The sequence below is a fragment of the Limosilactobacillus caccae genome, from assembly GCF_900156885.1.
GTDB lineage: Bacteria > Bacillota > Bacilli > Lactobacillales > Lactobacillaceae > Limosilactobacillus > Limosilactobacillus caccae.
Genome location: NZ_FTOY01000010.1, coordinates 1 through 21,472, shown reverse-complemented (window position 1 = coordinate 21,472; position 21,472 = coordinate 1). Strand labels below are relative to the sequence as shown.

General features: G+C 48.2%; 23 protein-coding genes. 18 read left to right on the top strand and 5 right to left on the bottom strand.

The window, feature by feature from the left end; genetic code table 11:
- Positions 1-266: 266 nt before the first annotated feature.
- From CZ502_RS03520 to CZ502_RS03485, 8 genes are all read left to right on the top strand, one after another.
- Positions 267-2,099 (top strand): TerB N-terminal domain-containing protein, encoded by a 1,833-nt coding sequence (locus tag CZ502_RS03520; protein ID WP_076459720.1) that lies wholly within the window; start codon positions 267-269, stop codon positions 2,097-2,099.
- A gap of 9 nt (positions 2,100-2,108) precedes the next feature.
- Entirely contained in the window at positions 2,109-3,440 is a 1,332-nt protein-coding gene (locus CZ502_RS03515) for an ATP-binding protein (RefSeq protein WP_076459719.1), read from the top strand.
- Positions 3,441-3,452: 12 nt separating this feature from the next.
- Positions 3,453-5,717 carry a DEAD/DEAH box helicase gene (locus CZ502_RS03510; RefSeq protein ID WP_076459718.1) on the top strand — a complete coding sequence of 755 codons (2,265 nt, stop codon included), beginning with the start codon at positions 3,453-3,455 and terminating at the stop codon, positions 5,715-5,717.
- A gap of 124 nt (positions 5,718-5,841) precedes the next feature.
- Positions 5,842-6,777, top strand: coding sequence for an Rpn family recombination-promoting nuclease/putative transposase (locus CZ502_RS03505; RefSeq protein ID WP_076459717.1), 936 nt, complete (start codon positions 5,842-5,844; stop codon positions 6,775-6,777).
- A 27-nt stretch (positions 6,778-6,804) separates the two neighbouring features.
- Positions 6,805-7,128, top strand: a complete 324-nt coding sequence (locus tag CZ502_RS03500; protein WP_076459716.1) for a hypothetical protein — start codon at positions 6,805-6,807, stop codon at positions 7,126-7,128.
- A gap of 44 nt (positions 7,129-7,172) precedes the next feature.
- Positions 7,173-7,505 carry a FliH/SctL family protein gene (locus CZ502_RS03495; RefSeq protein WP_076459715.1) on the top strand — a complete coding sequence of 111 codons (333 nt, stop codon included), beginning with the start codon at positions 7,173-7,175 and terminating at the stop codon, positions 7,503-7,505.
- Between the two features lie 221 nt (positions 7,506-7,726).
- On the top strand, positions 7,727-8,425 hold the full coding sequence (locus tag CZ502_RS03490) for an AzlC family ABC transporter permease (RefSeq protein ID WP_076459714.1): 699 nt from the start codon (positions 7,727-7,729) through the stop codon (positions 8,423-8,425).
- Positions 8,422-8,751: a branched-chain amino acid transporter permease gene (locus CZ502_RS03485; RefSeq protein ID WP_076459713.1), complete on the top strand. Its 330-nt coding sequence runs from the start codon at positions 8,422-8,424 to the stop codon at positions 8,749-8,751. The genes CZ502_RS03490 and CZ502_RS03485 overlap by 4 nt, the downstream gene beginning before the upstream one ends.
- A 118-nt stretch (positions 8,752-8,869) precedes the next feature.
- On the opposite strand, the gene thrC is transcribed toward CZ502_RS03485, so the two are convergent.
- A complete protein-coding gene (gene thrC, locus CZ502_RS03480) occupies positions 8,870-10,363 on the bottom strand; it encodes a threonine synthase (RefSeq protein ID WP_076459712.1) in 1,494 nt (497 codons plus the stop codon).
- A gap of 110 nt (positions 10,364-10,473) precedes the next feature.
- Between thrC and CZ502_RS03475 the strand changes: the two genes are divergently transcribed.
- From CZ502_RS03475 to CZ502_RS03465, 3 genes are all read left to right on the top strand, one after another.
- Positions 10,474-11,754, top strand: a complete 1,281-nt coding sequence (locus CZ502_RS03475) for a homoserine dehydrogenase (protein ID WP_076459711.1) — start codon at positions 10,474-10,476, stop codon at positions 11,752-11,754.
- An 11-nt stretch (positions 11,755-11,765) separates the two neighbouring features.
- Positions 11,766-12,629 carry a homoserine kinase gene (gene thrB, locus CZ502_RS03470; RefSeq protein WP_076459710.1) on the top strand — a complete coding sequence of 288 codons (864 nt, stop codon included), beginning with the start codon at positions 11,766-11,768 and terminating at the stop codon, positions 12,627-12,629.
- A gap of 153 nt (positions 12,630-12,782) precedes the next feature.
- Positions 12,783-13,307, top strand: a complete 525-nt coding sequence (locus tag CZ502_RS03465) for a GNAT family N-acetyltransferase (protein WP_076459709.1) — start codon at positions 12,783-12,785, stop codon at positions 13,305-13,307.
- A gap of 51 nt (positions 13,308-13,358) precedes the next feature.
- Here the strand turns inward: CZ502_RS03465 and CZ502_RS03460 are convergent, their stop codons facing one another.
- Genes CZ502_RS03460 through CZ502_RS03450 form a run of 3 tightly spaced genes read right to left on the bottom strand, consistent with a single transcriptional unit; the run spans position 13,359 to position 14,683 of the window.
- Complete coding sequence (locus CZ502_RS03460; RefSeq protein ID WP_076459708.1) at positions 13,359-14,009, bottom strand: NAD(P)-dependent oxidoreductase; 651 nt, start codon at positions 14,007-14,009, stop codon at positions 13,359-13,361.
- Positions 14,010-14,037: 28 nt separating this feature from the next.
- Positions 14,038-14,352: a DMT family transporter gene (locus CZ502_RS03455; protein WP_076459707.1), complete on the bottom strand. Its 315-nt coding sequence runs from the start codon at positions 14,350-14,352 to the stop codon at positions 14,038-14,040.
- A 4-nt stretch (positions 14,353-14,356) separates the two neighbouring features.
- Positions 14,357-14,683, bottom strand: a complete 327-nt coding sequence (locus CZ502_RS03450; RefSeq protein ID WP_076459706.1) for a DMT family transporter — start codon at positions 14,681-14,683, stop codon at positions 14,357-14,359.
- Positions 14,684-15,063: 380 nt separating this feature from the next.
- Between CZ502_RS03450 and CZ502_RS03445 the strand changes: the two genes are divergently transcribed.
- Positions 15,064-15,651 (top strand): DUF4767 domain-containing protein, encoded by a 588-nt coding sequence (locus tag CZ502_RS03445; protein ID WP_076459705.1) that lies wholly within the window; start codon positions 15,064-15,066, stop codon positions 15,649-15,651.
- Between the two features lie 71 nt (positions 15,652-15,722).
- Here the strand turns inward: CZ502_RS03445 and CZ502_RS03440 are convergent, their stop codons facing one another.
- Positions 15,723-16,823: an ATP-binding protein gene (locus CZ502_RS03440; RefSeq protein ID WP_076460564.1), complete on the bottom strand. Its 1,101-nt coding sequence runs from the start codon at positions 16,821-16,823 to the stop codon at positions 15,723-15,725.
- 129 nt (positions 16,824-16,952) lie between these two features.
- Here CZ502_RS03440 and CZ502_RS03435 point away from each other — a divergent pair, with 129 nt between their 5' ends.
- The 6 genes from CZ502_RS03435 (at position 16,953) to CZ502_RS10680 (ending at position 21,304) form a co-directional block, all read left to right on the top strand.
- A complete protein-coding gene (locus CZ502_RS03435; protein WP_076459704.1) occupies positions 16,953-17,186 on the top strand; it encodes a hypothetical protein in 234 nt (77 codons plus the stop codon).
- 100 nt (positions 17,187-17,286) lie between these two features.
- Positions 17,287-18,327 carry a zinc-binding dehydrogenase gene (locus CZ502_RS03430; RefSeq protein ID WP_076459703.1) on the top strand — a complete coding sequence of 347 codons (1,041 nt, stop codon included), beginning with the start codon at positions 17,287-17,289 and terminating at the stop codon, positions 18,325-18,327.
- Positions 18,328-18,469: 142 nt separating this feature from the next.
- Positions 18,470-19,168 (top strand): matrixin family metalloprotease, encoded by a 699-nt coding sequence (locus CZ502_RS03425; RefSeq protein ID WP_234982445.1) that lies wholly within the window; start codon positions 18,470-18,472, stop codon positions 19,166-19,168.
- A 381-nt stretch (positions 19,169-19,549) separates the two neighbouring features.
- Positions 19,550-20,026 carry an S-ribosylhomocysteine lyase gene (locus CZ502_RS03420; RefSeq protein ID WP_076459702.1) on the top strand — a complete coding sequence of 159 codons (477 nt, stop codon included), beginning with the start codon at positions 19,550-19,552 and terminating at the stop codon, positions 20,024-20,026.
- 110 nt (positions 20,027-20,136) lie between these two features.
- Positions 20,137-21,003: a MetQ/NlpA family ABC transporter substrate-binding protein gene (locus CZ502_RS03415; protein ID WP_076459701.1), complete on the top strand. Its 867-nt coding sequence runs from the start codon at positions 20,137-20,139 to the stop codon at positions 21,001-21,003.
- 148 nt (positions 21,004-21,151) lie between these two features.
- On the top strand, positions 21,152-21,304 hold the full coding sequence (locus tag CZ502_RS10680; RefSeq protein WP_159434553.1) for a hypothetical protein: 153 nt from the start codon (positions 21,152-21,154) through the stop codon (positions 21,302-21,304).
- Positions 21,305-21,472 lie beyond the last annotated feature (168 nt).

The window sequence follows — 21,472 nt, the reverse complement described above, 5'->3', positions numbered from 1 at the left end:
AAACATGGTTTCTTCCCAGCCCCAGTTTTATCTCCGAATATTACATAGTAATCGCGGGAAAAAAGCGAGCCCCTCAAGGGTAACTACGGACAAACGTCGGCCCGTACCGTGCCAACGTCCGTCCTAGGTTACCCCACCGGGGATCCGAGAAGCTTTTTTCCCAGCTTGAGCCTATTTCTTTTGAGCTGACAATTTGTCAGGAAAATATTATAATTAAAGACATTGAGAAAACGAACAGACATTCTGTTAAGTGAGGTGACGAGACGATGAAGCGGGGCGACCTATTAAGCTATGCGCGGGCAAAATACGGGATTCGGGCGATCTACCAGTGGCTGCCAGACAAGGATGACTGTTTCCTTGCTTCGCCGGCGACTGAGCAGTGGTTTGCGATGTTTACCCACTTTCACCAGCAGTCAGTTGTCGATATTAAGTGTGGGCCATTAGCGGCCTCCCAGCTAGGCATCAATGAACCATTCTGGATGAAGGGGGACCAGTGGGTTGGGATTCTTTTAGATGACCATACCCCAGAAAAGATTGTCACCCACCTGTTGGACCTCGCTTTCCAGCGATCGCTAAAGCAGGCGGTCCCACCACGAGCCCACGAGCACCTGATCGAAGTGCCGCCCTTTGCTAAGCAGGGCGACTACCAAGACCAGCCGTTGCCGACGCCGCCCCAGCGTTTTTACCATTCGTACCAGGAAAAGATCCCGGAACAGATCCGGAAGATGAAGGCCTTGTATGACTATACTTTGCCCTCAATTGCGGGCCGGGCGAAAAACTTCTACGTTCAGGGGTGTGCGATGGCTGATTACGAGGACGACTTTGAATATGCCGGGCACGTTACCCGCTACTTTCCAACCTATCATAACCTTGACACTGACCAGCTCCGGGGGTACTTTACCTGGCGGACGAAGGTGCGGCAGGGCAAAATTGAACAGACGAGCTTATCATTTGTCTACCTGTACATTTATGAACTGCTCAACCAGATTGGGGTGGCGGATCCAGCTGATGGTTACCAACGGTTGTGCAGCTTTCGACAGGCATATCAGGACTATGCGGATAAGAAGTTGTTGTCCTACCTCAACCAGTGGCAACAAGACTACGTGATTTACTATGGCTTTGACGAGGAGACGATTCGTCAGCAATTTGCAGACCAAGTAGCAGAAGATACGGCTTTTGACACGCTGGTAAACGAACAGGAGCATTCGGCGGCAGCGGTTGCCGACGCCCTAAAGACATTTTCTGCCTACCAGTTGGACCACTGCCCCCTGCAAAAGAAGGACGCGGGGATGCTGGACCAGATCATCAAGGAGAGCTGGCACCAGCTGGTGGTAACTCCGGAGAAAAATGTGGTGGCTAACTTACTTGGCTGGCAGGCTAGTGTTGCCTACTACCCCTTTAGCAGTGCGGTTTTCTATGACCAGCAGCCGCACCGAAATGGTGAATACCGAGTGGATCCGCAATTGATCTTTCGTTGTCAAAATGGTCGCTGGCAAAAGGAATACTACCTGCCCGTAAAAAGACGGCGGCAGGCCGTTGGCGACTTTATGCATGAGATTGATCGACTGGTTCGGCAGGCATTTCAGCTTGGTCGGCAACTTAAACGCCGGCCAGCTGACGATGCGATGGTGACAGCTATCCAGACGGCGATTACGATTGTCCGCCAGCGAGTCGCGGAGGCACGGCGGCCCAAGGTCAAGATTGACTTTGGGCAGCTCGCTAAGATCCGTGAAGATGCGTCGGTTACCAGGGAGAGCCTGTTGACCGATGAGGAACGGGCATTAGAAGCGGCGACACCTGCAGAGCAGCCAGCACCAGCGCCGGTTTCAGCAGGTGACACCAGTGAAGAAGTGCCAGCAACACCAACTAATGACTTTGACCTGACGCCAGACGAGCACTACCTGCTGGTACACCTGCTTCGCAAGGAACCCTGGCAAGCGTACGTTAAGGACCACCACTTGATGGTCAATATGCTGGTGGATGCAATCAATGAAAAATTATTTGATGAGGTTGGTGACACGGTGATTGAGTTTAATGATGCTAATGAGCCGCAGATTATTGAAGATTACCAACCAGACTTAGAAGAACTATTTCAATAGGAGGAACAGATGGCTGAAGTGAAAAAACGGGTACCCAAGCGGATTGCCCAGACAGTGTTAAATTCCCTCAAGGGGGGTGTGGTGCCGCGGATTGGCCTTCCCTACGTAACAGTTGGTCGGAAAGATGAGATTGCGGCGCTGCTTCACGATGTTGAAATTATCGAAGACGGTGGGGCGTCTTTCCGCTTCATTGTTGGTAAGTATGGGTCGGGGAAGAGTTTCCTTTTGCAGACCATCCGTAATTACGTGATGGATAAGGGCTTTATTGTCGTTGATGGCGACCTGTCACCAGAGCGGCGCCTTCATGGCAATAACGGCCAGGGCCTTGCCACTTACCGGGAGCTGATTCAAAATCTCTCGACCAAGACCCGGCCAGAGGGAGGGGCGTTAAATTTGGTGCTTGACCGCTGGATTAGTTCTGTCCAGGGGAAGGTTGCAAGTGAACAGGCCTTGACTCCCGCTGACCCGGCATTTAGTCAGGCAGTAGATAAGGAGATCTACCAGCAGGTCTCATCATTGAACGGGATGGTCCATGGCTTTGACTTTGCCCAGCTATTAAAGATGTATTACCACGCTTTTGTGACTGGTGATGATGAGCAAAAGGCCAAGGTCACCAAGTGGTTCCGGGGTGAGTACCGGTTAAAGACGGATGCCAAAAAGGAATTAGGCGTTAATATCATCATTACTGATGACGACTGGTACGAGTACCTAAAGCTCTTTGCGGCCTTCTTCCGTCAGGCGGGCTACCAGGGGATGGTGATCATGATTGACGAACTGGTCAATATCTTTAAAATCCCCAATAGCATCAGCCGCCAGTACAACTATGAGAAGATCCTGACGATGTATAACGACACCCTTCAGGGAAAGGCGAAGTACCTGGGGATCATTATGTGCGGGACCCCGCAGGCGATTGAAGACCGGCGGCGGGGCGTGTACAGCTACGAAGCGTTGCGTTCCCGTTTAGCCCAGGGAAAGTTCTCACGTGAAGGGGCCCGTGATATGTACGCGCCGGTGATTCGCCTAGACCCGCTGACGGCCGAAGAGATGTTAGTGCTGACGGAAAAACTCGCCAACATGCATGCCGGCCTGTATGGTTACCAGCGGACAATTACGGATGAGGACCTCGCCACATTTATTAAGATCGAATATGAGCGAGTCGGGGCCAGCACAAATATCACGCCCCGGGAAGTCATCAGGGACTTTATCGAGTTGCTTGATATTCTCTGGCAAAACCCAGAAACGGACGTGGCTTCACTGTTACAGTCCGAGCAGTTTGAATATACCAAGTCCGATGCGGTGTCAGATCAGACGACCGACCAGTTTGCGGAGTTTAAGATTTAAGGAGGGAGCAAGATGGATATTTTTTCGCGGTACGCACCGTTTGTCCAGGACTATATCTACCAGCAGGGCTGGCAAAATCTCCGGGGAATCCAGGCTGCGGCCGGTGATGCCATCTTTAATACGGCCGAAAATGTCCTCCTGTCTGCACCCACCGCGTCGGGGAAGACGGAAGCTGCCTTTTTCCCTATTTTGACGCTGCTGGATGAACAGCCCCCGTCATCAGTGGGCTGCCTTTATATCGCACCATTAAAGGCATTGATCAATGACCAGTACCAGCGGCTTAATGACCTTTGCGCTGGGACTGGGATTAACGTTTGGCGCTGGCATGGGGACGTTTCACAAACGCAAAAACGGAAGCTCCTCCGTCACCCGTCGGGCATTTTACAGATAACGCCCGAGTCATTAGAGTCATTGCTGTTAAATAAGCATATGGAGATCCCATCATTATTTGGCGATCTCCGCTTTATCGTGATTGATGAGTTACACTCAATGTTGCGCGGTGACCGTGGTGCGCAGACCTTTTGCCTCATCGAACGACTTGCCCGTTTATCTGGCTGTCACCCGCGCCGGGTTGGCCTGTCCGCTACAATCGGTGACCCGCGGGCGGCCAGTCAGATGTTAGCCGCTGGGACGGGACGGCAGACCCTTACGCCGAAAGTAGCCGATAGTCACGAAGTGTGGCGGCTATCAATGGAACACTTCTATAAGGATCCCCAGCAAGCCGCCGACGATCTGGAGAAAAATACGACGGTCAACGCCCAACCCGACCTTGCTCCGGCAACTGATAAGGCGCCAACAATGACTGACCCGGGGATGGCCTACATCTTTGAACACACCCGGGGAAAGAAGTGCCTAGTCTTTACCAATAGCCGGGAGGAGTGTGAGGCAGTTTGCCAGGAACTGCGCGCCTATTGTGCGGCAAACCATGAGCCCGACCGGTTTATGATCCACCACGGTAACTTGTCGACCGCCTTTCGTCAGACCGCCGAGGAAGCGATGAAGGACGACGATGCGATGATGACGACCTGTGCCACCGCGACCCTTGAATTGGGGATTGATATTGGGCAACTAGAACGGGCATTTCAACTGGATGCACCGTTTACCGTGTCCGGCTTCCTTCAGCGGATGGGGCGGACTGGTCGCCGGGGCAATCCACCCGAGATGTGGTTTGTCATGCGGGAGGAACATCCGGAATCACGGGCAATGCTGCCGGAGCTGATCCCCTGGCCGCTGATCCAGGGGATTGCCCTCGTCCAGCTTTACTTAGAAGAACGCTTCGTGGAACCACCGCGGACGGGAAGACTCCCGTATAGTTTGCTTTACCACCAGACGATGTCGACCCTGGCGGCTGGTGGCGAGATGACGCCGGCGGAACTTGCTTCACGGGTATTGACCCTTTCCCCGTTTAGTGGGGTGAGCCAGGATGACTACCGGGTCCTTTTGCGCCACCTAATCAAGATCGACCACATCGAGCAGACGGAAAATGGGGGCTTAATCGTTGGGCTTACGGGTGAACGGGTAACGAACAATTTTAAGTTCTACGCGGTTTTTCAGGAAAATGAGGAGTTTAGTGTTCACTCTGGCTCTGAAGAATTAGGGACAATCGTCAAGCCACCGCCAGTCGGTGATAAAATTGCCATTGCCGGCCGGGTATGGGTGGTGGAAGATGTCGACCGAGAACACCACCAGGTCTATTGCCACCAGGTCAAGGGCCGGGTTCCTGCCTATTTCGGGGATGTTGCCGGCGACATCCACCCGCGGATCCTGGAGCGGATGCAGCAGGTTCTTGCTGAGGATAAGTCCTACCCGTATCTGATGAAAAACGCCGTCGCCCGGTTAGCGGATGCGCGGGCAACTGCCCAGGCGTCGGGGATGCTCGAACAACCCCTGATCAACCTCGGGGGTAAGATGTGGTGCCTTTTTCCGTGGACGGGGACCTACGAGTTTCTTGCCTTCGAGCGCTTGCTGCGGCGAAAGTGTGCTAAACGGCTCGGCTTACGGGGCTTTAACTCGGTCCGCCCGTATTACATGGAATTTTCGATGGATGCGACGGCAGAGCAATTCTTCCAGATTATCAAGGAAGAGGCAGCCGCTGACTTTGACCCGCTCGACCTCGTCTTTGAAAATGAAGTTCCAGTCTTTGATAAGTATGACCGCTTTTTGCCTGATGAGTTAGTCAAAAAGGGCTTTGCAAGGGGTGTCCTTGATATTGAGGGGATGCGTCGTTGTGTCCGCCGGCTCGTTCGGCAGTTTAACAAGAATAATGATAATAAGTAGGGAGCTGGCGCTTGACGCGGCTCCTTTATTTATAAAAGGGATTTGTGTGCCGCGCTTTTCTAAATTGCGAAAATTTTAGTGCATTTTGCATCTTTTTACGTATATATCTATTAGGAGGTGCAAAATGCCAAATCAAAAATTATTAGCACAGGCCCGCCGGAGCTGGGAAGAAGCCGGATTGGCCAATGACTTTGTCTTCAATAAGGTGATGCTTGATAAGCGGATCACCCTGGAAGTCCTGCGCCGGGTCCTGCCAGCCTTGCATATTAAGCGGGTTAAGCAAGTAGTTAGCCAGCAGGAGTTCACCAGTAGCCATGACGCCAAGGGAGTACGGCTGGATATCTATGTCGAGGATGACCAACATAATCGTTACGACATTGAGATGCAAGTAGTAGATAAGCATAATTTGCCGCAGCGGATCCGTTTTTACCATGCGAACCTTGCGATGGATTGTTATGAAAAGGGGCAAAATTACGCAACGGCGGATAATTCTTACGTGATCTTCTTTTGTTGTTTTGACCCTTTTGGCTGCGGGGAGCAAGAGTACCAGATTGAGCGGTCGATTAAAGGCCATCCTGAGGCCACATACGCAGACGGGGAGCAAACCCTGGTATTTGACGTGACAAGCCTTTGCCGGGAAGTGAACCCTAAGCTGCAGCAGTTTCTCGACGTAATTGCGAACCGCCAAGTTGGTGACGGCGACGATTTTATCGTACAATTAGAGAAGAGAATCACCTTCGTTAAGCAAAATCGGAAATGGAGGAGAGAGTATATGCAACGGTCATTGTACGAAATGGATATTGAAAATAGTATTGCGTTGGCTAGGGAACAAGGTTTAGAAAAGGGGCTGAGTCAAGGCAAAGCTGCCGGTATCAAAGAAGGTCGAGCAGTCGGTATCGAAGAAGGCTTGAGCCAAGGTAAAGATGAAGAACGAGTAGCGATGGTGCGCGGTCTGCTCGATATAGGACAGCAACACGACCAGATAATCAAATTCCTTGTTAAGACTCGTAATCTTACAACTAAGCAAGCAGAAAGTTATTATCAAACTGCCATAAGGTAACCTCTTTGAAAATGGAGGAGAGAATATATGCAACGATCATTGTACGAAATGGATATTGAGAATAGTATTGCGTTGGCTAAGGAGCAGGGATTAGAACAAGGGTTGAGTCAAGGTAAGGCTGCTGGAATTAAAGAAGGGTTGAGTCAAGGAAAGGCTGCCGGGATTAAAGAAGGCCGAGCAGTCGGGATCGAAGAAGGCTTAAGTCAAGGTGAAGCCAAAAAAGAACGGCAAATAATTCAAAAGCTAATCAGTGGCGGGAAGTCCCGAGAAGAAGTAATTAACTTTATGGAACAAATTCTGGATCTTCCACCAGCCCAAGCTGAGAAATACTACCAAGAATTAACCCGGTAACTTCTCCTTTCGTTAAGCAGAACCGGAAATGGAGGAGAGAGTATATGCAACGGTCATTGTACGAGATGGATATTGAAAACAGTATTGCGTTGGCTAGGGAACAAGGTTTAGAAAAGGGGCTGAGTCAAGGTAAGGCAGCTGGAATTAAAGAAGGCTTGAGTCAAGGCAAAGCTGCCGGTATCAAAGAAGGTCGAGCAGTCGGTATCGAAGAAGGCTTAAGCCAAGGTAAAGCAGAAGAGAGAACTCGCGGAATCAATAACCTAATCTACTCTCTTGAGCGGCTTGGAACACCTAAAGCGACTATTAAGCAAAATCTGATGGAACTGTATCAACTTTCCAGTAAAGAAGCCGAATCTTATCTTATTGATAAGCGATAGATCCTTCGTTAGGAAAAACCGGAAGTGGAGAAAGTCCTGAGAAGAAGTAATTAACTTGAGTTGATGAGGTTGAGGAGTGGCTCAACCTCTTTATTATTTTAAATGAAATCGGCAGTACACCTGTACTGACAAGAAAGTAACAAATGATTTTTCACTTCCTATTGCCAGCTAGTAGTTCTTGATGAATAATACTATCAATATTACTTTAAGGAAGTGATCAAATGCAGGGGCAACAGTGGCGGAACTTTCGCTTCGCCTTCAGTATGTCAACGCCGGTTTTATTTGGGTACCTAATTCTTGGCATCGGGTATGGCCTTTATATGCACAACCTGGGCTTTTCTTTTTGGTACCCAACGCTAATGGCGCTCACAATTTACGGCGGCTCGGTTGAATTTCTTGTGGCAAATTTGCTTCTTCAACACTTTAACCCGGTTAACGTGTTATTGATTACCGCAATGTTGAGCTTTCGGCAATTCTTCTACAGTGTGTCAATGCTGACAAAGTATCCCCGGTCCGGCTGGAAAAAGTGGCTATTAATTTATGGGTTAAGCGATGAGACCTTTGTGCTCAATTACTATACTGAGGTTCCACAAGAATGTGACGCGACCACTGTTCATCTGTGGATTAACCTCTTGGATTACCTCTACTGGGTACTTGGCGCCTTTCTTGGCGGTTTCTTTGGCAGTGCACTAAACATCCAAATCAAGGGACTCGACTTTGTGATGACTGCTCTGTTCCTAGTCCTTGCGACTGATCAGATTCTCAAGGAGAAGGACCACTTGAGTTCGCTTAGTGGGATTGCAATTGCAGTTGGGTGCCTATTGTTGTTTGGAAAGACATCCTTTTTGATGGTAACGCTGCTTCTCCTTGTAGCTGAATATTACTGGATTTACCGGCGAAAGCGGGGCATTGGTAAATGAGCTTGCTCCAACAAATAATAACCATTGCGATTGCAGCAGGGACCAATTTTCTGACCCGCTGGTTACCGTTTCGCTTGTTCGCTGGAAAGGATAAGGAAGTTGCACCGTTTATCCAGGGCCTCGGTAAGTTTCTTCCGGCAGCAATTATGGGGATGCTAGTGATCTATTGTTACCGGAATATTGATTTTATTAGTTCACCCCACGGCCTACCTGAGATTATTGCTGGACTATTCACGGTTGGCATTCATGTGTGGCGGCGGAGTATGTTCTTGTCATTAATTGGCGGAACTATTTGCTATATTTTATTGGTCAACTTCGTCTTTTGACACCGCACAAATTTAATGGATTTGTCGTGAGTAAAAATAGCAGTTTGTCCACTAGCTACTTGCTGCATAATAGTAAAAGGATCGTTTCCCACGCGCTGGCGGGTTGCGATCCTTTTGTTTACTTCAATTTTAAGACGGTGGCGATTAGCTTCTCCATTTCTCCTGGGAGGATGACCTGTTCGTCCCGTGGTGTTTGGTCAAATAAGACTTGAACGTTCGGACTAAGGTCAGTGGCTAGTTCTTGCTGAAGGGCCTTGATGGCGTCCAGACCACCGACTGCTGGTTCTTTACCGGTGAGGGCCGTCAGGACGGTCTCAGGGAACTTATATGGACTAGCCGTCGAGACAATGATTGTTGGAGTGTGATCATCACTTTTTGCCTGGTATTGCTTTGTGACGAAGGAAGCGACGGCGGTGTGGGGGTCGATAACGTAGCTATCATTATCATAAACCCGTTTGATCTCTGCGATAACGTCATCCTGACTAGCAAAGCCGGCCGCAAATTGCTGGTCGAGTTGGGCTTTTACTTCTGCTGTGACTTGGTAGGAGCCATCATGGTCGAGGGCGGCCATTAACTCGCTAACGGCCTTGTCGTCTTCTTGGTAGCAGTCAAAGATGAGCCGTTCGAGGTTGCTGGAAACGAGGATATCCATTGCCGGCGAGTTAGTAAGGTAAAAGTGGCGTTTCCGGTTGTATGTACCAGTCTTAAAGAAGTCGGTGAGGACGTTATTTTCATCGGAGGCACAGATGAGCTTGTTGATTGGCAGCCCCAGCTTTTTAGCGTAATAACCAGCAAGAATGTCCCCAAAGTTGCCGGTCGGGACAGTAAAGTTGACCGCGTCGCCAACCTTAATCGTCCCGCGCTTGACCAATTGCCCGTATGAGTGGAGGTAGTAGACAATCTGTGGAATCAGCCGGCCGATATTCATCGAATTTGCTGAAGAAAACTGGAAACCATTAGCGGCAAGCTGGCGGTTAAATTGCTGGTCATTGAAGATCTGCTTTACCTGGGTCTGGGCATCATCAAAGTTTCCCTTGATCGCGATGGCAGTTAAGTTGTGCCCCCGTTGCCCCAGCATTTGCTTGAGCTGGACAGGGCTGACTCCGCCATAAGGATAGAAGACGATGACCTGGGTCTTCTCCTTATCGCTAAAGCCCCGCATGGAGGCCGTCCCGGTGTCACCTGAGGTAGCGGTAAGGATGATGATGTCATTGCTGATCTGCTCAAGGGCAAGTGACTTGGTCATCAACCGGGGAAGGACTTGTAAGGCGACGTCTTTAAAAGCAAGGGTCGGTCCGTGGAAAAGCTCGAGATAGTAATTACCCGAATGCTTAGCGGAAAGGGGCGCGATGGCGGAATCATCCCATTGCGGACCGTATGCGCCCGTCACAACATCGTCCAACTCGTCCGTGGTGAAATCGTCAAAGAACCAACTGAGGACCATTTTCGCGGTCTCCTGGTAAGAAAGGCTGGAAAGGTCAGTGAGTGGCAGGGAAGGGGTAGGGAAATTAACCGGGACGAATAAGCCCCCGTCTGGTGCAAGCCCCTTGATTACTGCCTGGGCTGAATTTAATGTCTCTTTAATATTTCCACGCGTGCTGCGGTATTTCATGACAATGCCTCCGTTCGATTAAGTTACTAATTTAGTAACCATTGTAACCTGATTGACGGGTATGTTACAATCATAAAAATGAAAAAATAATGAGAAAATGAGGTGGCGTTATGAAGACAATTAAAGTAGGGATGCTTGGCTTAGGGACAGTCGGCACTGGTGTCTTGCAAATGATTCAAAACAATGAGGAGAAAGTTTTGAATGTCACTGGTCGGCAATTATCCGTTAAGACTGTCCTGGTTAAACACCCGGAAAACCACCAAGATGTGGCCGACCAAGTGCGGCTGACACAAGAGATAGATGATATCATCAATGACGACGAGATCCAGATTGTCGTTGAATTAATCGGGGGACTTCATCCGGCCGAGGAGTATATTCGGCAGGCATTGCTCCACCATAAAAATGTCGTGACTGCCAATAAGGACTTGATTGCGACCGCCGGGCCAGCCCTGGTAAAGCTCGCCCACGAGAACCACTGTGACCTGATGTATGAAGCAAGCGTCGCCGGGGGGATTCCAATCCTGCGGACGATTACGAATAGCTTTTCGGCAGATAAGATTACTGAAGTAAAGGGGATCGTGAACGGGACGACCAATTATATCCTGACCCAGATGAACCAGCAGCATTGGTCATACGAACAAGCACTGCACAAGGCCCAGGAGCTTGGCTTTGCAGAAGCAGACCCGACAAATGACGTTACTGGCAAAGATGCCGCGTATAAGATGGTTATTTTAAGCCAGTTTGCCTTTGGAACCCAGCTGACGACCGAGGACTTTAGCGTGACCGGGATTGATAAGCTAGCTGGCTTTGACGTTGAACAAGCTAGCCAATTTGGCTACGTGATTAAGTTGGTCGGGATTGCAAAGGTTGTCGGCGACGGGGTGTTTGTTGAGGTGGCGCCGGTCTTGGTTTCCCGTGATAACCCGCTGGCAACAATCAATAACGAATTTAACGCGGTGATGGTTACCGGTGAAGCGGTCGGCGACACCTTGTTCTATGGCCCTGGTGCGGGTGGCCTGCCGACAGCTAACAGTGTCTTGAGTGACATTACGTCGGTTACCAAGAATTTGGTATTAAAAACTAATGGGAACCTCTTTAACAATTACCAGCGCCACTATGTTCCCGCAGAGAAAGCGGCGGTGGCCTACCCTTACTACATTTCACTAACGATGCCAGACATTGCTGGACAGATGCTAAAATTGACCAAGATCATGACGGCGATTGGCGCCAGTTTTAGCCAAATCGTCCAGGCGAAAAACACGGTAAATGGCCTGGCCCGGGTAGTGATTATCACCCATGAGATGAATGAAGAACAGTTAAGAGAATTTAAGGAAAAGGTCGCAGATGAACCATCAATTAACTTAACGGCGGCTTATAAGGTCCTAGAATAGGGAGGATAATTATGCAGATTAGAGTTCCAGCTTCCAGTGCCAACCTTGGTCCCGGTTTTGATTCAATCGGTGTGGCAGTCTCACTTTACCTTTACCTTGATGTCCTTGAAGAAACGACCACGTGGCAGGTGGACCATGACTTGGGAGATTTGCCCCATGATGAGCAAAATATGATTGTCAAAACGGCCCTGTCACTGGCCCCAAACCTAACGCCTCACCGGCTGAAAGTGACGAGTAATATCCCGGTCACCCATGGGCTGGGGAGCAGTTCTAGTGCGATTGTGGCGGGAATTGAACTTGCCAACCAGCTTGCTGAACTGGACCTGCCAGATGTTGAAAAGGTCGAAATCGCCGGGCAACTGGAAGGGCACCCGGACAATGTGGCCCCGGCAATCTATGGGGGCCTTGTGGTCGGCACCAACATTAACGGGCACTTTGATGCACTGAAGGCTCCTGCGTTGCCGTTTGACTTTGTTGCCTATATCCCGGCCTATAATTTAGCAACCCGCAAGGCCCGGGCAGCGTTGCCGACAAAACTCCCTTATAAGCAAGCCACCCATGCTAGTGCCGTTGCTAATACCCTCGTAGCGAGCCTGTTTGCCAAGCGCTACGAGATTGCCGGGGAACTGATTGAGGGTGACGAGTTCCACGAGCGATACCGGAGTAGCCTTGTTCCAGAATTAGAAGCAATCCGCCTCCTTGCAGCGGAGTATGACGCGGTCGCAACCTACCTCAGTGGGGCGGGCCCAACCGTGATGACCTTGATTCGGCCAGCAAACACCCCTGCCTTCATCGAAGCCCTTCGCCGGCAAGGGTTAAATGACCGGATCGAGGTACTGCATCCCGATGAAGACGGCCTGCGGGTGATCAATTAAATTTCCGTCATTGGGAAAATTATATTTCTGTAAAGCTTCTTAGCAAAATTATCTTCAATTGAAATGACCATGCTAAACTAAAGCTACGTAGTTCACTGGTCGCTTGCTCCGCGGGGGAACAAGCGGCCTTTTTTAAGGAAAAGAGGGATGATAATGGCAACCTACCTGCGCCGTGCAACGCTAAAAGATGTGCCAGCAATTATGGCAATTATTGACCAGGCAAAGGCCTTTTTAAAAGAGAATGGCAACCCCCAGTGGCAAGACGGTCACCCGTCGGCAACCGTAATTAAGTCCGACATTAGGAAGGGTTACGGCTGGGTATTGGTTGCCGATGATCAGATAGTAGCGACCGCTGCGCTCCAGCTCGCCGGGGAGAAAAACTATGATGACATCAAGGACGGAAAGTGGGCAAAGCCAGATGAACCGTACGCCATCATCCACCGGGCAGCAGTGCTGCGGGATACTGGCAAGAAGGGAGTGGGGAGCGCCCTATTTTCAAATCTAATCACGGTCGGCCACCTACAAGGGGTGCGTAATTTCCGCTTTGACACCCACCAGAAGAATATCCCAATGCAAAAACTCGGCGAAGGGCTTGGTTTTGTCCGCCGTGGAACGGTCTATATTGAAGACAAGACTGATGATAAGCACCTTGGCTTTGAGTTGAATTTGGCTGATTAACTGAAAAAGCAGGAGCTAGTGTGAATTTAATCGCTAGCTTCTGCTTTCTGCTTAAATCGCGTTAATTACAGTGATGCGCTCCTGGTGGTGGTGCGGGTTTAGAATTTCGTGAACAATCACCTTAGCCATTGTTCCAGAAGTGACGCGTGACATTCCGTGGTCATCGAAGAGAAGGTCATTTCCCCCGAGAACATAGCGGGTTGCTGGACCTGGCACAAACTCTAGGGATGGCGAAATTCCCATCCAATCGGCAGTGCGGACTGTTTGGAGATATTCGAGTTCCTTTAGTTGTAATTTTGGAATATTAATCCACGCCGCTGCCGCAGGATCTTTAGCAATATCTTCAACGGCTAAGTGGTGGTCGGCACCAGTGTAAAGACTCCCAGCACCGAGGATAAATAATAGGCGGGGATGGTCGTTTGTTGCTAACCCAACAAGTTTCTGCGCGAGAGTAACTTGTTGCCCCGCTTCTTCAGGACTTGTCCCCAGGGCATCGACAATCACGTCAAAACCCATTAATAAGCCATTATCCATTGTTAATACGTCACCGACTAATAGCTTGGCATCCTTGCCGAGTACTTGCTGGGCCTTCGTTTCATCCCTGACAATTCCGGTTACCGCAAGGGTCGGTTTGCTACTTGCTTCTTTATAAATCGCACTGCCAGCCATTCCAGAAGCACCGATAATTCCAACTTTTAACATTCTTGTCACCTCTTAAAATAAGTCCATTTTATCCCCAAATTTTCAGGCCAATTACCGCAACGATAATTAGCGCCATAAAGGATAGTTGCTTTGCCTTCAACTTATCATGAAACATCACGACACCCAAAATGATTGAACCGATCGAGCCAAAAGCAACCCAAATACTGTAAGCAATCCCTGCTTCCATCCAGGTCATCGCAAGTGATAATGTTTCGAGACTAAGGCCAGCGAGAATTAGGGTTGCGATGGTCCACCGCAAAATTTTGAACCCCCGTGAGCAGTTTAAGGCATAAACCATTAACACTTCGAAGATTCCTGAAAAAATTAAGTAAATATATTCCATTAACTCATCCCTCCGAAGTCATTTTGAGTCCCAGAATGCCAACGATTAAAAGTAGGGCGAAAACGATCTTTGGGGTTGAAACACTCTCACCGAGAAAGATAATCCCGAAGATAATTGTCCCGACTGCGCCAATTCCGGTATAGACCGTATAGGCAACCCCCGATGGCAATTCTTCCATCCCCTTAGAAAAGAGGTAGAAACTAACCACCACCAGGAGAAGAGTGATAATGTTATAGGGAAAGACCGTAAAATTATGGGACATCTTCAGCGACAGGACCCAAAAGATTTCTAAAATTCCACCTAAAATAACGTGTAACCAGCTTTTGCTCATAGATATCCTCCTTTTCTCCAACAAAAAAAGGTAGCCGGATAAGATCATTAATCTTATCCAACTACCTCTTTTAGGCAATCCTCCGATTACTTCGTACCATGAGTCTAACAAATCCTTTTTTCGTCGTCAAGTTAAGGAAAGGTGCGTCAGTAATAACTTTCTGTGATATAGTAAAGGTAACTATTTTACGAAGTGAGGGAAGAATATGGCAAAGTACACTGTTGAATTAAGTGAAGAAGATATCCAAATGATCAAGGATTGTCACTCAAAGAACCCTTCAATCATGAAGGCAATGAATGACGCCAAGAAGAAGGATTAATTAGTGTGGAAGAGGTTGAGCTGCGTTTCAGCCTCATTTTTTCGATTCGGGGGAGATACAAATGAAAAAGATAATCGGGTTATTGGCGATTGCTGCAATGGGGGTCACCTTGACGGCTTGCGGGGAGCAAAGCAGTCAAAGTAGTGACAATGCCAGCCAGAGTAGCAGTCAAACTAGCCAAGCAGTAACTAATAATGATAGCAGCAGTCAACAAGCGATGAGCTCGAGCAGTTCATCCCACCATGATGACACGCTGTGGAATAGCAGTAAGGATGCGCAGTTGACATCGTTCATCAATAAGTGGGCACCGACGATGGGCCAGTCATACGAAAAATATGATGGACAAAGTCAGCTCAAGACGGTGACCGGGATTTCTTATCCCGAGAGCCTCAGTAATGAATTAGTCAACGGCCAACCAGGCTTAATTGGCTGGGCACCGACTGGTGAAGGGGACTACGAATATAACGTCGTGGCAATCTATAACTACGATAACCCTGAGCCGCCAGCAGCCCGGATCACCTACTTCTTTGCCTTCCATAACGGCAAGCCGGTCGTATTAGTCGACCAATCTAATAACGGTGACCCAGACTGTAAGCCAACGTCTAACCAGGATGTGGCGTCAGCCTTTGAACGAATTGCGAATGAATAAAATAAAGGTATTTACAAATATGTAAAAATAGCGGGCTCTAAAGGTTAAATCAACCTCTAGAACTCGCTATTTTAAAACTCATCCAAAATCATCTGTTGTTCAATAAATTCATCAAAGTGTGGTAAGAGGAAGCTGACGTAGCCGTAGCCAGCGGTACTGATTACCTGCTCATCCAGCAACTTCCGACGGTAAACGTTCACGTAGTTTGAATTTTTCTTCATGATCTTGGCGATTGTCTGCATCTTCACTTTTGCGCCACCTGCTTTTACCATCGCCTGGACGAAATCCCGTTCTTTAGGCGTTAGTTCACTATAAACCTTATAGTAGACATTGCGGTTAAGGTCGCTGATATATTGATCGAGGATGTTTTGAATGTTTTCGATTGTGATTTTCTTTACGGTTAACTGACTCGCTTCATTCCAGACCCAGTAGCCGAGCAGCTGAAAGGCATAGGCAAATCCTAACGTTTGCTTTGTCATGTAAAGCAGAGCATCATTTTCAATGGTGAAGCCAGCCTTAGTAAAAATTTGCTTATAAGTGGTCTTAACGCTTTCAACATCTAATGGGTTTAGCGTGATCCGATTAGCACGTAGTAAAAAGGTTAGGACATCATCATTTTGAATTTCAGAAACATTATCCGGTAGTCCAGCCATTAGCAGAGAAACGTTCAGATTGTCGCGCAGCATGATTTGGTAGCTGCTGATTAGTTTCCTGAGTAATGGGGTTGCCTTGACCTCATCGATCGTGATTAAGACATTGATTCCTTTACTGGTGAACTTTTCCAGCAGGGCGTGAAATAATGTTTGAAAGTTACTATTCTCGTTTTGATTAGCGACTTTCGTGTCAACTTGGATCCCCGGAAGACTTACTTTGACATCAATATCTTTCAATAAATGTACTTTTGCAAGGTGCGATTGTAGTTGGGAGATCAGCGAGGTTAGAAAGTCATCATCGAGAATTAAGTCGATGACCAGCCAGCCTTGTTTTTTAAGTTCATTAGCAACATCAGTCATAAGGGCGGTTTTCCCGGCCCCCCGTTGTCCATAAATAAGTGAAGTTTGGAATGGCGAGTCACCACGGTTTAGTTCGCTAATAACTCGTTGCGATAAGGAGTCACGGTCTAAGAAGATGCTCGGCATTTTCCCAAAACTTGGATTAAAAGGATTTTGCATTTGAATCACCATTTTACAACTTTTTACAACTTTAAAATTATTTTACAACTTTTTACAACTTTTTTCCATCGCGAGACTTTCCAGCGGTACGGTACAATATAGATAGCCATAATTAAGGAGGAAAATCCAATGACAGTAAAGCTACAGCAGATTGGGACCTCGCGAATCCTGTCAGTTCCTGAAGAAATTGAGACGGCAAGTAACGAATATACGGTCAAAAATGAAGGAGCAGCAATCGTGTTCACCCCGGTAAAAAAACGGCAAAACATCTTTGCTACACCAGCTTGGCAAGACTATGATTACCAGCAAGATATTGCTAACGATCAATTCCTCCAGCCAGTGAAGTCAGTCGGCCAAGAATAAACCATGCAAATTCCACATAGCCTGCCATCAGCAATAAGTATTTCACATCATCACCTGGAAGCTCTTATAATTAAGATAGAAATTAAGGAGGTCACGTGTAATGAAAAAAGCATTATTTGCCCAAGCTGGCGAAATGAAGGTTGTTGACGCTAAGAAGCCAACGATTGAAAAAGCTGATGACGTAATTATCAAGGTTGTTCGTACCTGTGTCTGTGGGTCCGACCTCTGGGCATACCGGGGCTTCGACCAAAAGGAAGCTGATTCTGAAAACACTGGTCACGAGGCAATTGGGATTGTCGAAGAAGTTGGGGATGACATCACGACGGTTAAACCTGGTGATTTTGTCATTGCTCCTTTCACCCACGGTTGCGGCCACTGTGCTGCCTGCCGGGCGGGCTTTGACGGTTCATGCCAAGACCACGCTGACAACTTTAGCGATGGGGTACAAGCCCAATACATTCGCTTCCAACACGGGCAGTGGGCATTAGTTAAGATTCCTGGGCAGCCGCAAGATTACAGCGAAGGAATGCTCAAATCCCTACTGACCTTAGCCGATGTAATGGCGACTGGTTATCATGCGGCCCGGGTTGCCAACGTCGGCGCTGGTGACACGGTCGTTGTGATGGGTGACGGTGCTGTTGGTCTCTGTGCAATCATCGCTGCAAAGATGCGTGGCGCCAAGAAGATTATTTCAACGAGCCGTCACGCTGACCGCCAAGCCCTTGCCAAGGAATTTGGGGCAACCGATAACGTTGCTGAACGGGGCGACGAAGGGGTTGCCAAGATAATGGCCTTGACTAACGGCGCCGGTGCTGATGCGGTCCTCGAATGCGTCGGGACCGACCAGTCAACGGAAACGGCAATGCAAGTTGGCCGCCCCGGGGCAATTGTTGGCCGGGTTGGCTTACCACACACGCCAAAGCAAGACATGACCACGCCATTTTACAAGAACACGATTGTCGCCGGCGGGCCTGCTTCCGTCACGACTTACGACAAGGCGGTGCTCTTAAAGGCAGTGCTTGATGGTGAGATCAACCCAGGGAAGGTCTTCACCAAGAGCTTTACCCTTAATGACATTAACGATGCTTACCAGGCAATGGCTGACCGGCAAGCAATCAAGTCATACATTGTCATGGACTAAAAACAGCTTGTTAAAACTTGGCCCCTAGTGTTTGGCTTTCCGAATGCTAGGGGCCATCCTTATCTTTAGCTGCGCATATTAGGAGTAATGTGCTAGGATGAGTGCTAGAATACAGTGATAGTAAAGAGGGGAGATGTTCGAGATGATGCGGAAAATTTTAGTAAGTTTAGCGGTCGCGGGGATACTCAGCGTTGGCCCAGCCGGCGCAGTCGTGCAAGCTGACACGCCCAGCACGACGATTCAGTCATCGTTTTTTGACCAAAATTCAGCTGACGATGATAATGATTTTCAGTTTGCTAATAGTCCATCATCCGGTCGTCCCCGTGCGGACCGGCTGGCGATTCCTGATAACACTCCCACGCCCTTAGAGGGGATTAAGTGGAAAAAGAAGAAGCTAAAGATCTACATGTCGACGCAGGATCCGCAACTCCAGTGGGCCTATAAGGACGCGGTCAAAAAATGGAATAAGGTCAAGGCGGTGCACATGACCTGGACTGATGATGAGGAAAAGGCTAATATCATCGCCGCTGACGGGGACCTTTCTAACAACACGACGGGAAACAGCAACGTCGGCTACCGGACTTCTGAACTGGGGTCGACCCGGACGGAATACAATCCAGATACGAACGCTCTTCACCTGGCAACATCAACCCTTGACCCGAACCAGCTTGACTACACCAACAAGCAGTTTCGGAGTGAAGTTGCCCAACACGAACTTGGTCACGCCCTTGGCCTTGCCCATGCGCCAGAATACGAGCATAGTGTGATGATTCCCCGCAACATTAAGACCGGAATCACGAAGAATGACGCCAAGACCTTACGGATGCTTTATCGCGATTAATTTTTGAAAAGTTGTTGACAATAAGTAAGGATGACGGTATGATAATGACAATTAAATTAGAAAATGCTTAGAAAAGATGAGTAGTTATTTAATGCTTTTACAGAGAACCGGGGTAGCTGAGAGCTGGGATTGTTGAAAATAGCGAAGATGGTCTTGGAGCAATTCGGTTTGTAAGCCAGCGCGAGCAAGCCGCGACTAGCACCCGTTATTGTGCTGGAGTATGAATGTACTTCGTGCGGACCTTGTCGTGAGGCAGGGTTGAATTAGGGTGGTATCACGTTAATTATTAAATTAGACGTCCCGGGAGATGATAGGATTATCATTTCGCGGGATTTTTTTGTTCCGCCATTACTTTGATAAGCAGAAAAGGAGATTTTAATTATGGCTAAAGTTGAAAGTTTTACATTAGATCACACTAAGGTGAAGGCCCCATACGTTCGTTTGATTACCGTTGAAGAAGGGCCAAAGGGCGATAAGATTAGCAACTATGACTTGCGGTTGGTGCAGCCAAATGAAAACGCAATTCCAACTGCCGGTTTACACACGATTGAACACTTATTGGCCGGCCTATTACGTGACCGGTTGGATGGGGTGATTGACTGCTCACCATTTGGCTGCCGGACTGGTTTCCACTTAATTACCTGGGGTGAACACTCAACGACCGAAGTTGCCAAGGCACTGAAGTCATCATTAGAAGAAATTGCCTACAAGACCAAGTGGGAAGACGTCCAGGGAACAACGATTGAATCATGTGGAAACTACCGTGACCACTCCTTATTCTCCGCCAAGGAATGGTCAAAGAAGATCCTGGATGAGGGGATTTCTGACCAGCCATTTGAACGTCACGTGGTGGACTAATTAACAAGCAGTCTGCAAAATCACACGAGTGCTAACGATTTCTCGAGAAAAGGCATGCCGAATCCCGTTAGCTAGTGCAGTTGAATTGCAATAGTAAGGGAGAGTCTTAAATGAGAAAGAGAAGAAGAAAACGTACTTTATGGTGGATTATTGGAATTATTGTCGTGCTGTTTGCTGCCGGCGTGCTGAGCATCGGGGTAAACGGTGGCTTTGCGGGCAAAAAAGAGATTACGGTCGGAACGATTGGCCCGGACGTGCAGGTCTGGCAACACATTGCGGATAGTAAGCAGGCCAAACAGGCAGGGGTGAAGATCCGCGTCAAGAGTTTTACCGACCCGGTGGGGCTGAATAAGGCAACGGCGAGTGGCGAGATTGATGTCAATGCCTTTCAATCCTGGTCATACTTGCAAGCTTATAACAAGCAAAATAAGCAGCAACAACTAGCTGCTCTGGGGACAACTTACCTTGAACCAATGGGGATCTATTCTGATCGTTATAAGAAGATCAAGGATATTCCTGACGGGGCGACGGTGGCGATTGCCAATAATCCAGCAAACACTGCCCGTGGTTTACGCTTATTGCAAAGCGCCGGCTTAATTAAGTTGAAGAAGGGCTTTGGGGCGACAAGTGGGACGAACATGATTGCTGCTAATCCAAAGAACCTTCAGTTTAAAGAAATTGACGATACGACCGGGCCACGGGTACTGAAGTCAACTGATTTGGTATTAATCGGCAATACGATTGCACTGACAGGGCACCTTAACGTGTTAAAGGATTCAATTTACCACGAGCAGGTCGACCAGAGCACGAAGGACAATATCAACGTCCTCGCGACTGCCAAAAAGAGTCGCAATAACGCTAATTATCAAAAGTTGGTGACCCTTTACCATAACCGGCAGATTCAATCGTGGATCAATAAGAAGTACCAGGGGACGAAGGTGGAGGTAGATAAACCGCTGACTTACCTGGAACACTAAAAGAAAAGCTATCAAGAATCCCAGCGGACTTGATAGCTTTTTTATATGGAAGATTAAATAATAGTAAAGATGGTTATTAATCCAGCGGGTTATCAGTTAAAATGAAAGAAGAAGGATAGGAACAAACGAGTAGAGGGAGCTGATCTGAATGAAAAACTGGCAACGAAAATTAATGCGGAACGCAACCAATCTTGTTTTGCAGACCCTTGTGACGAAGATGGTGTTCAAGATGTTTGAAGATAAAAACGAACCTGCGCCGCAAAAGCATCGAGGTGCCCACCGGATTCCGCGCAAACGATGAAAATATTAACCATTAAAACAGCTTAATTTATCAGATGATATAGAGGCCGGGAAAAAACTAAATTCCTCAAGCCTCTAAATATGAAAATCCGAACCATGATTTTTGTTTTGACAAAAATTGTGGTTCGGATTTTTACTTGTTTCTTTAAAATTGCCGGATAATTGGTAA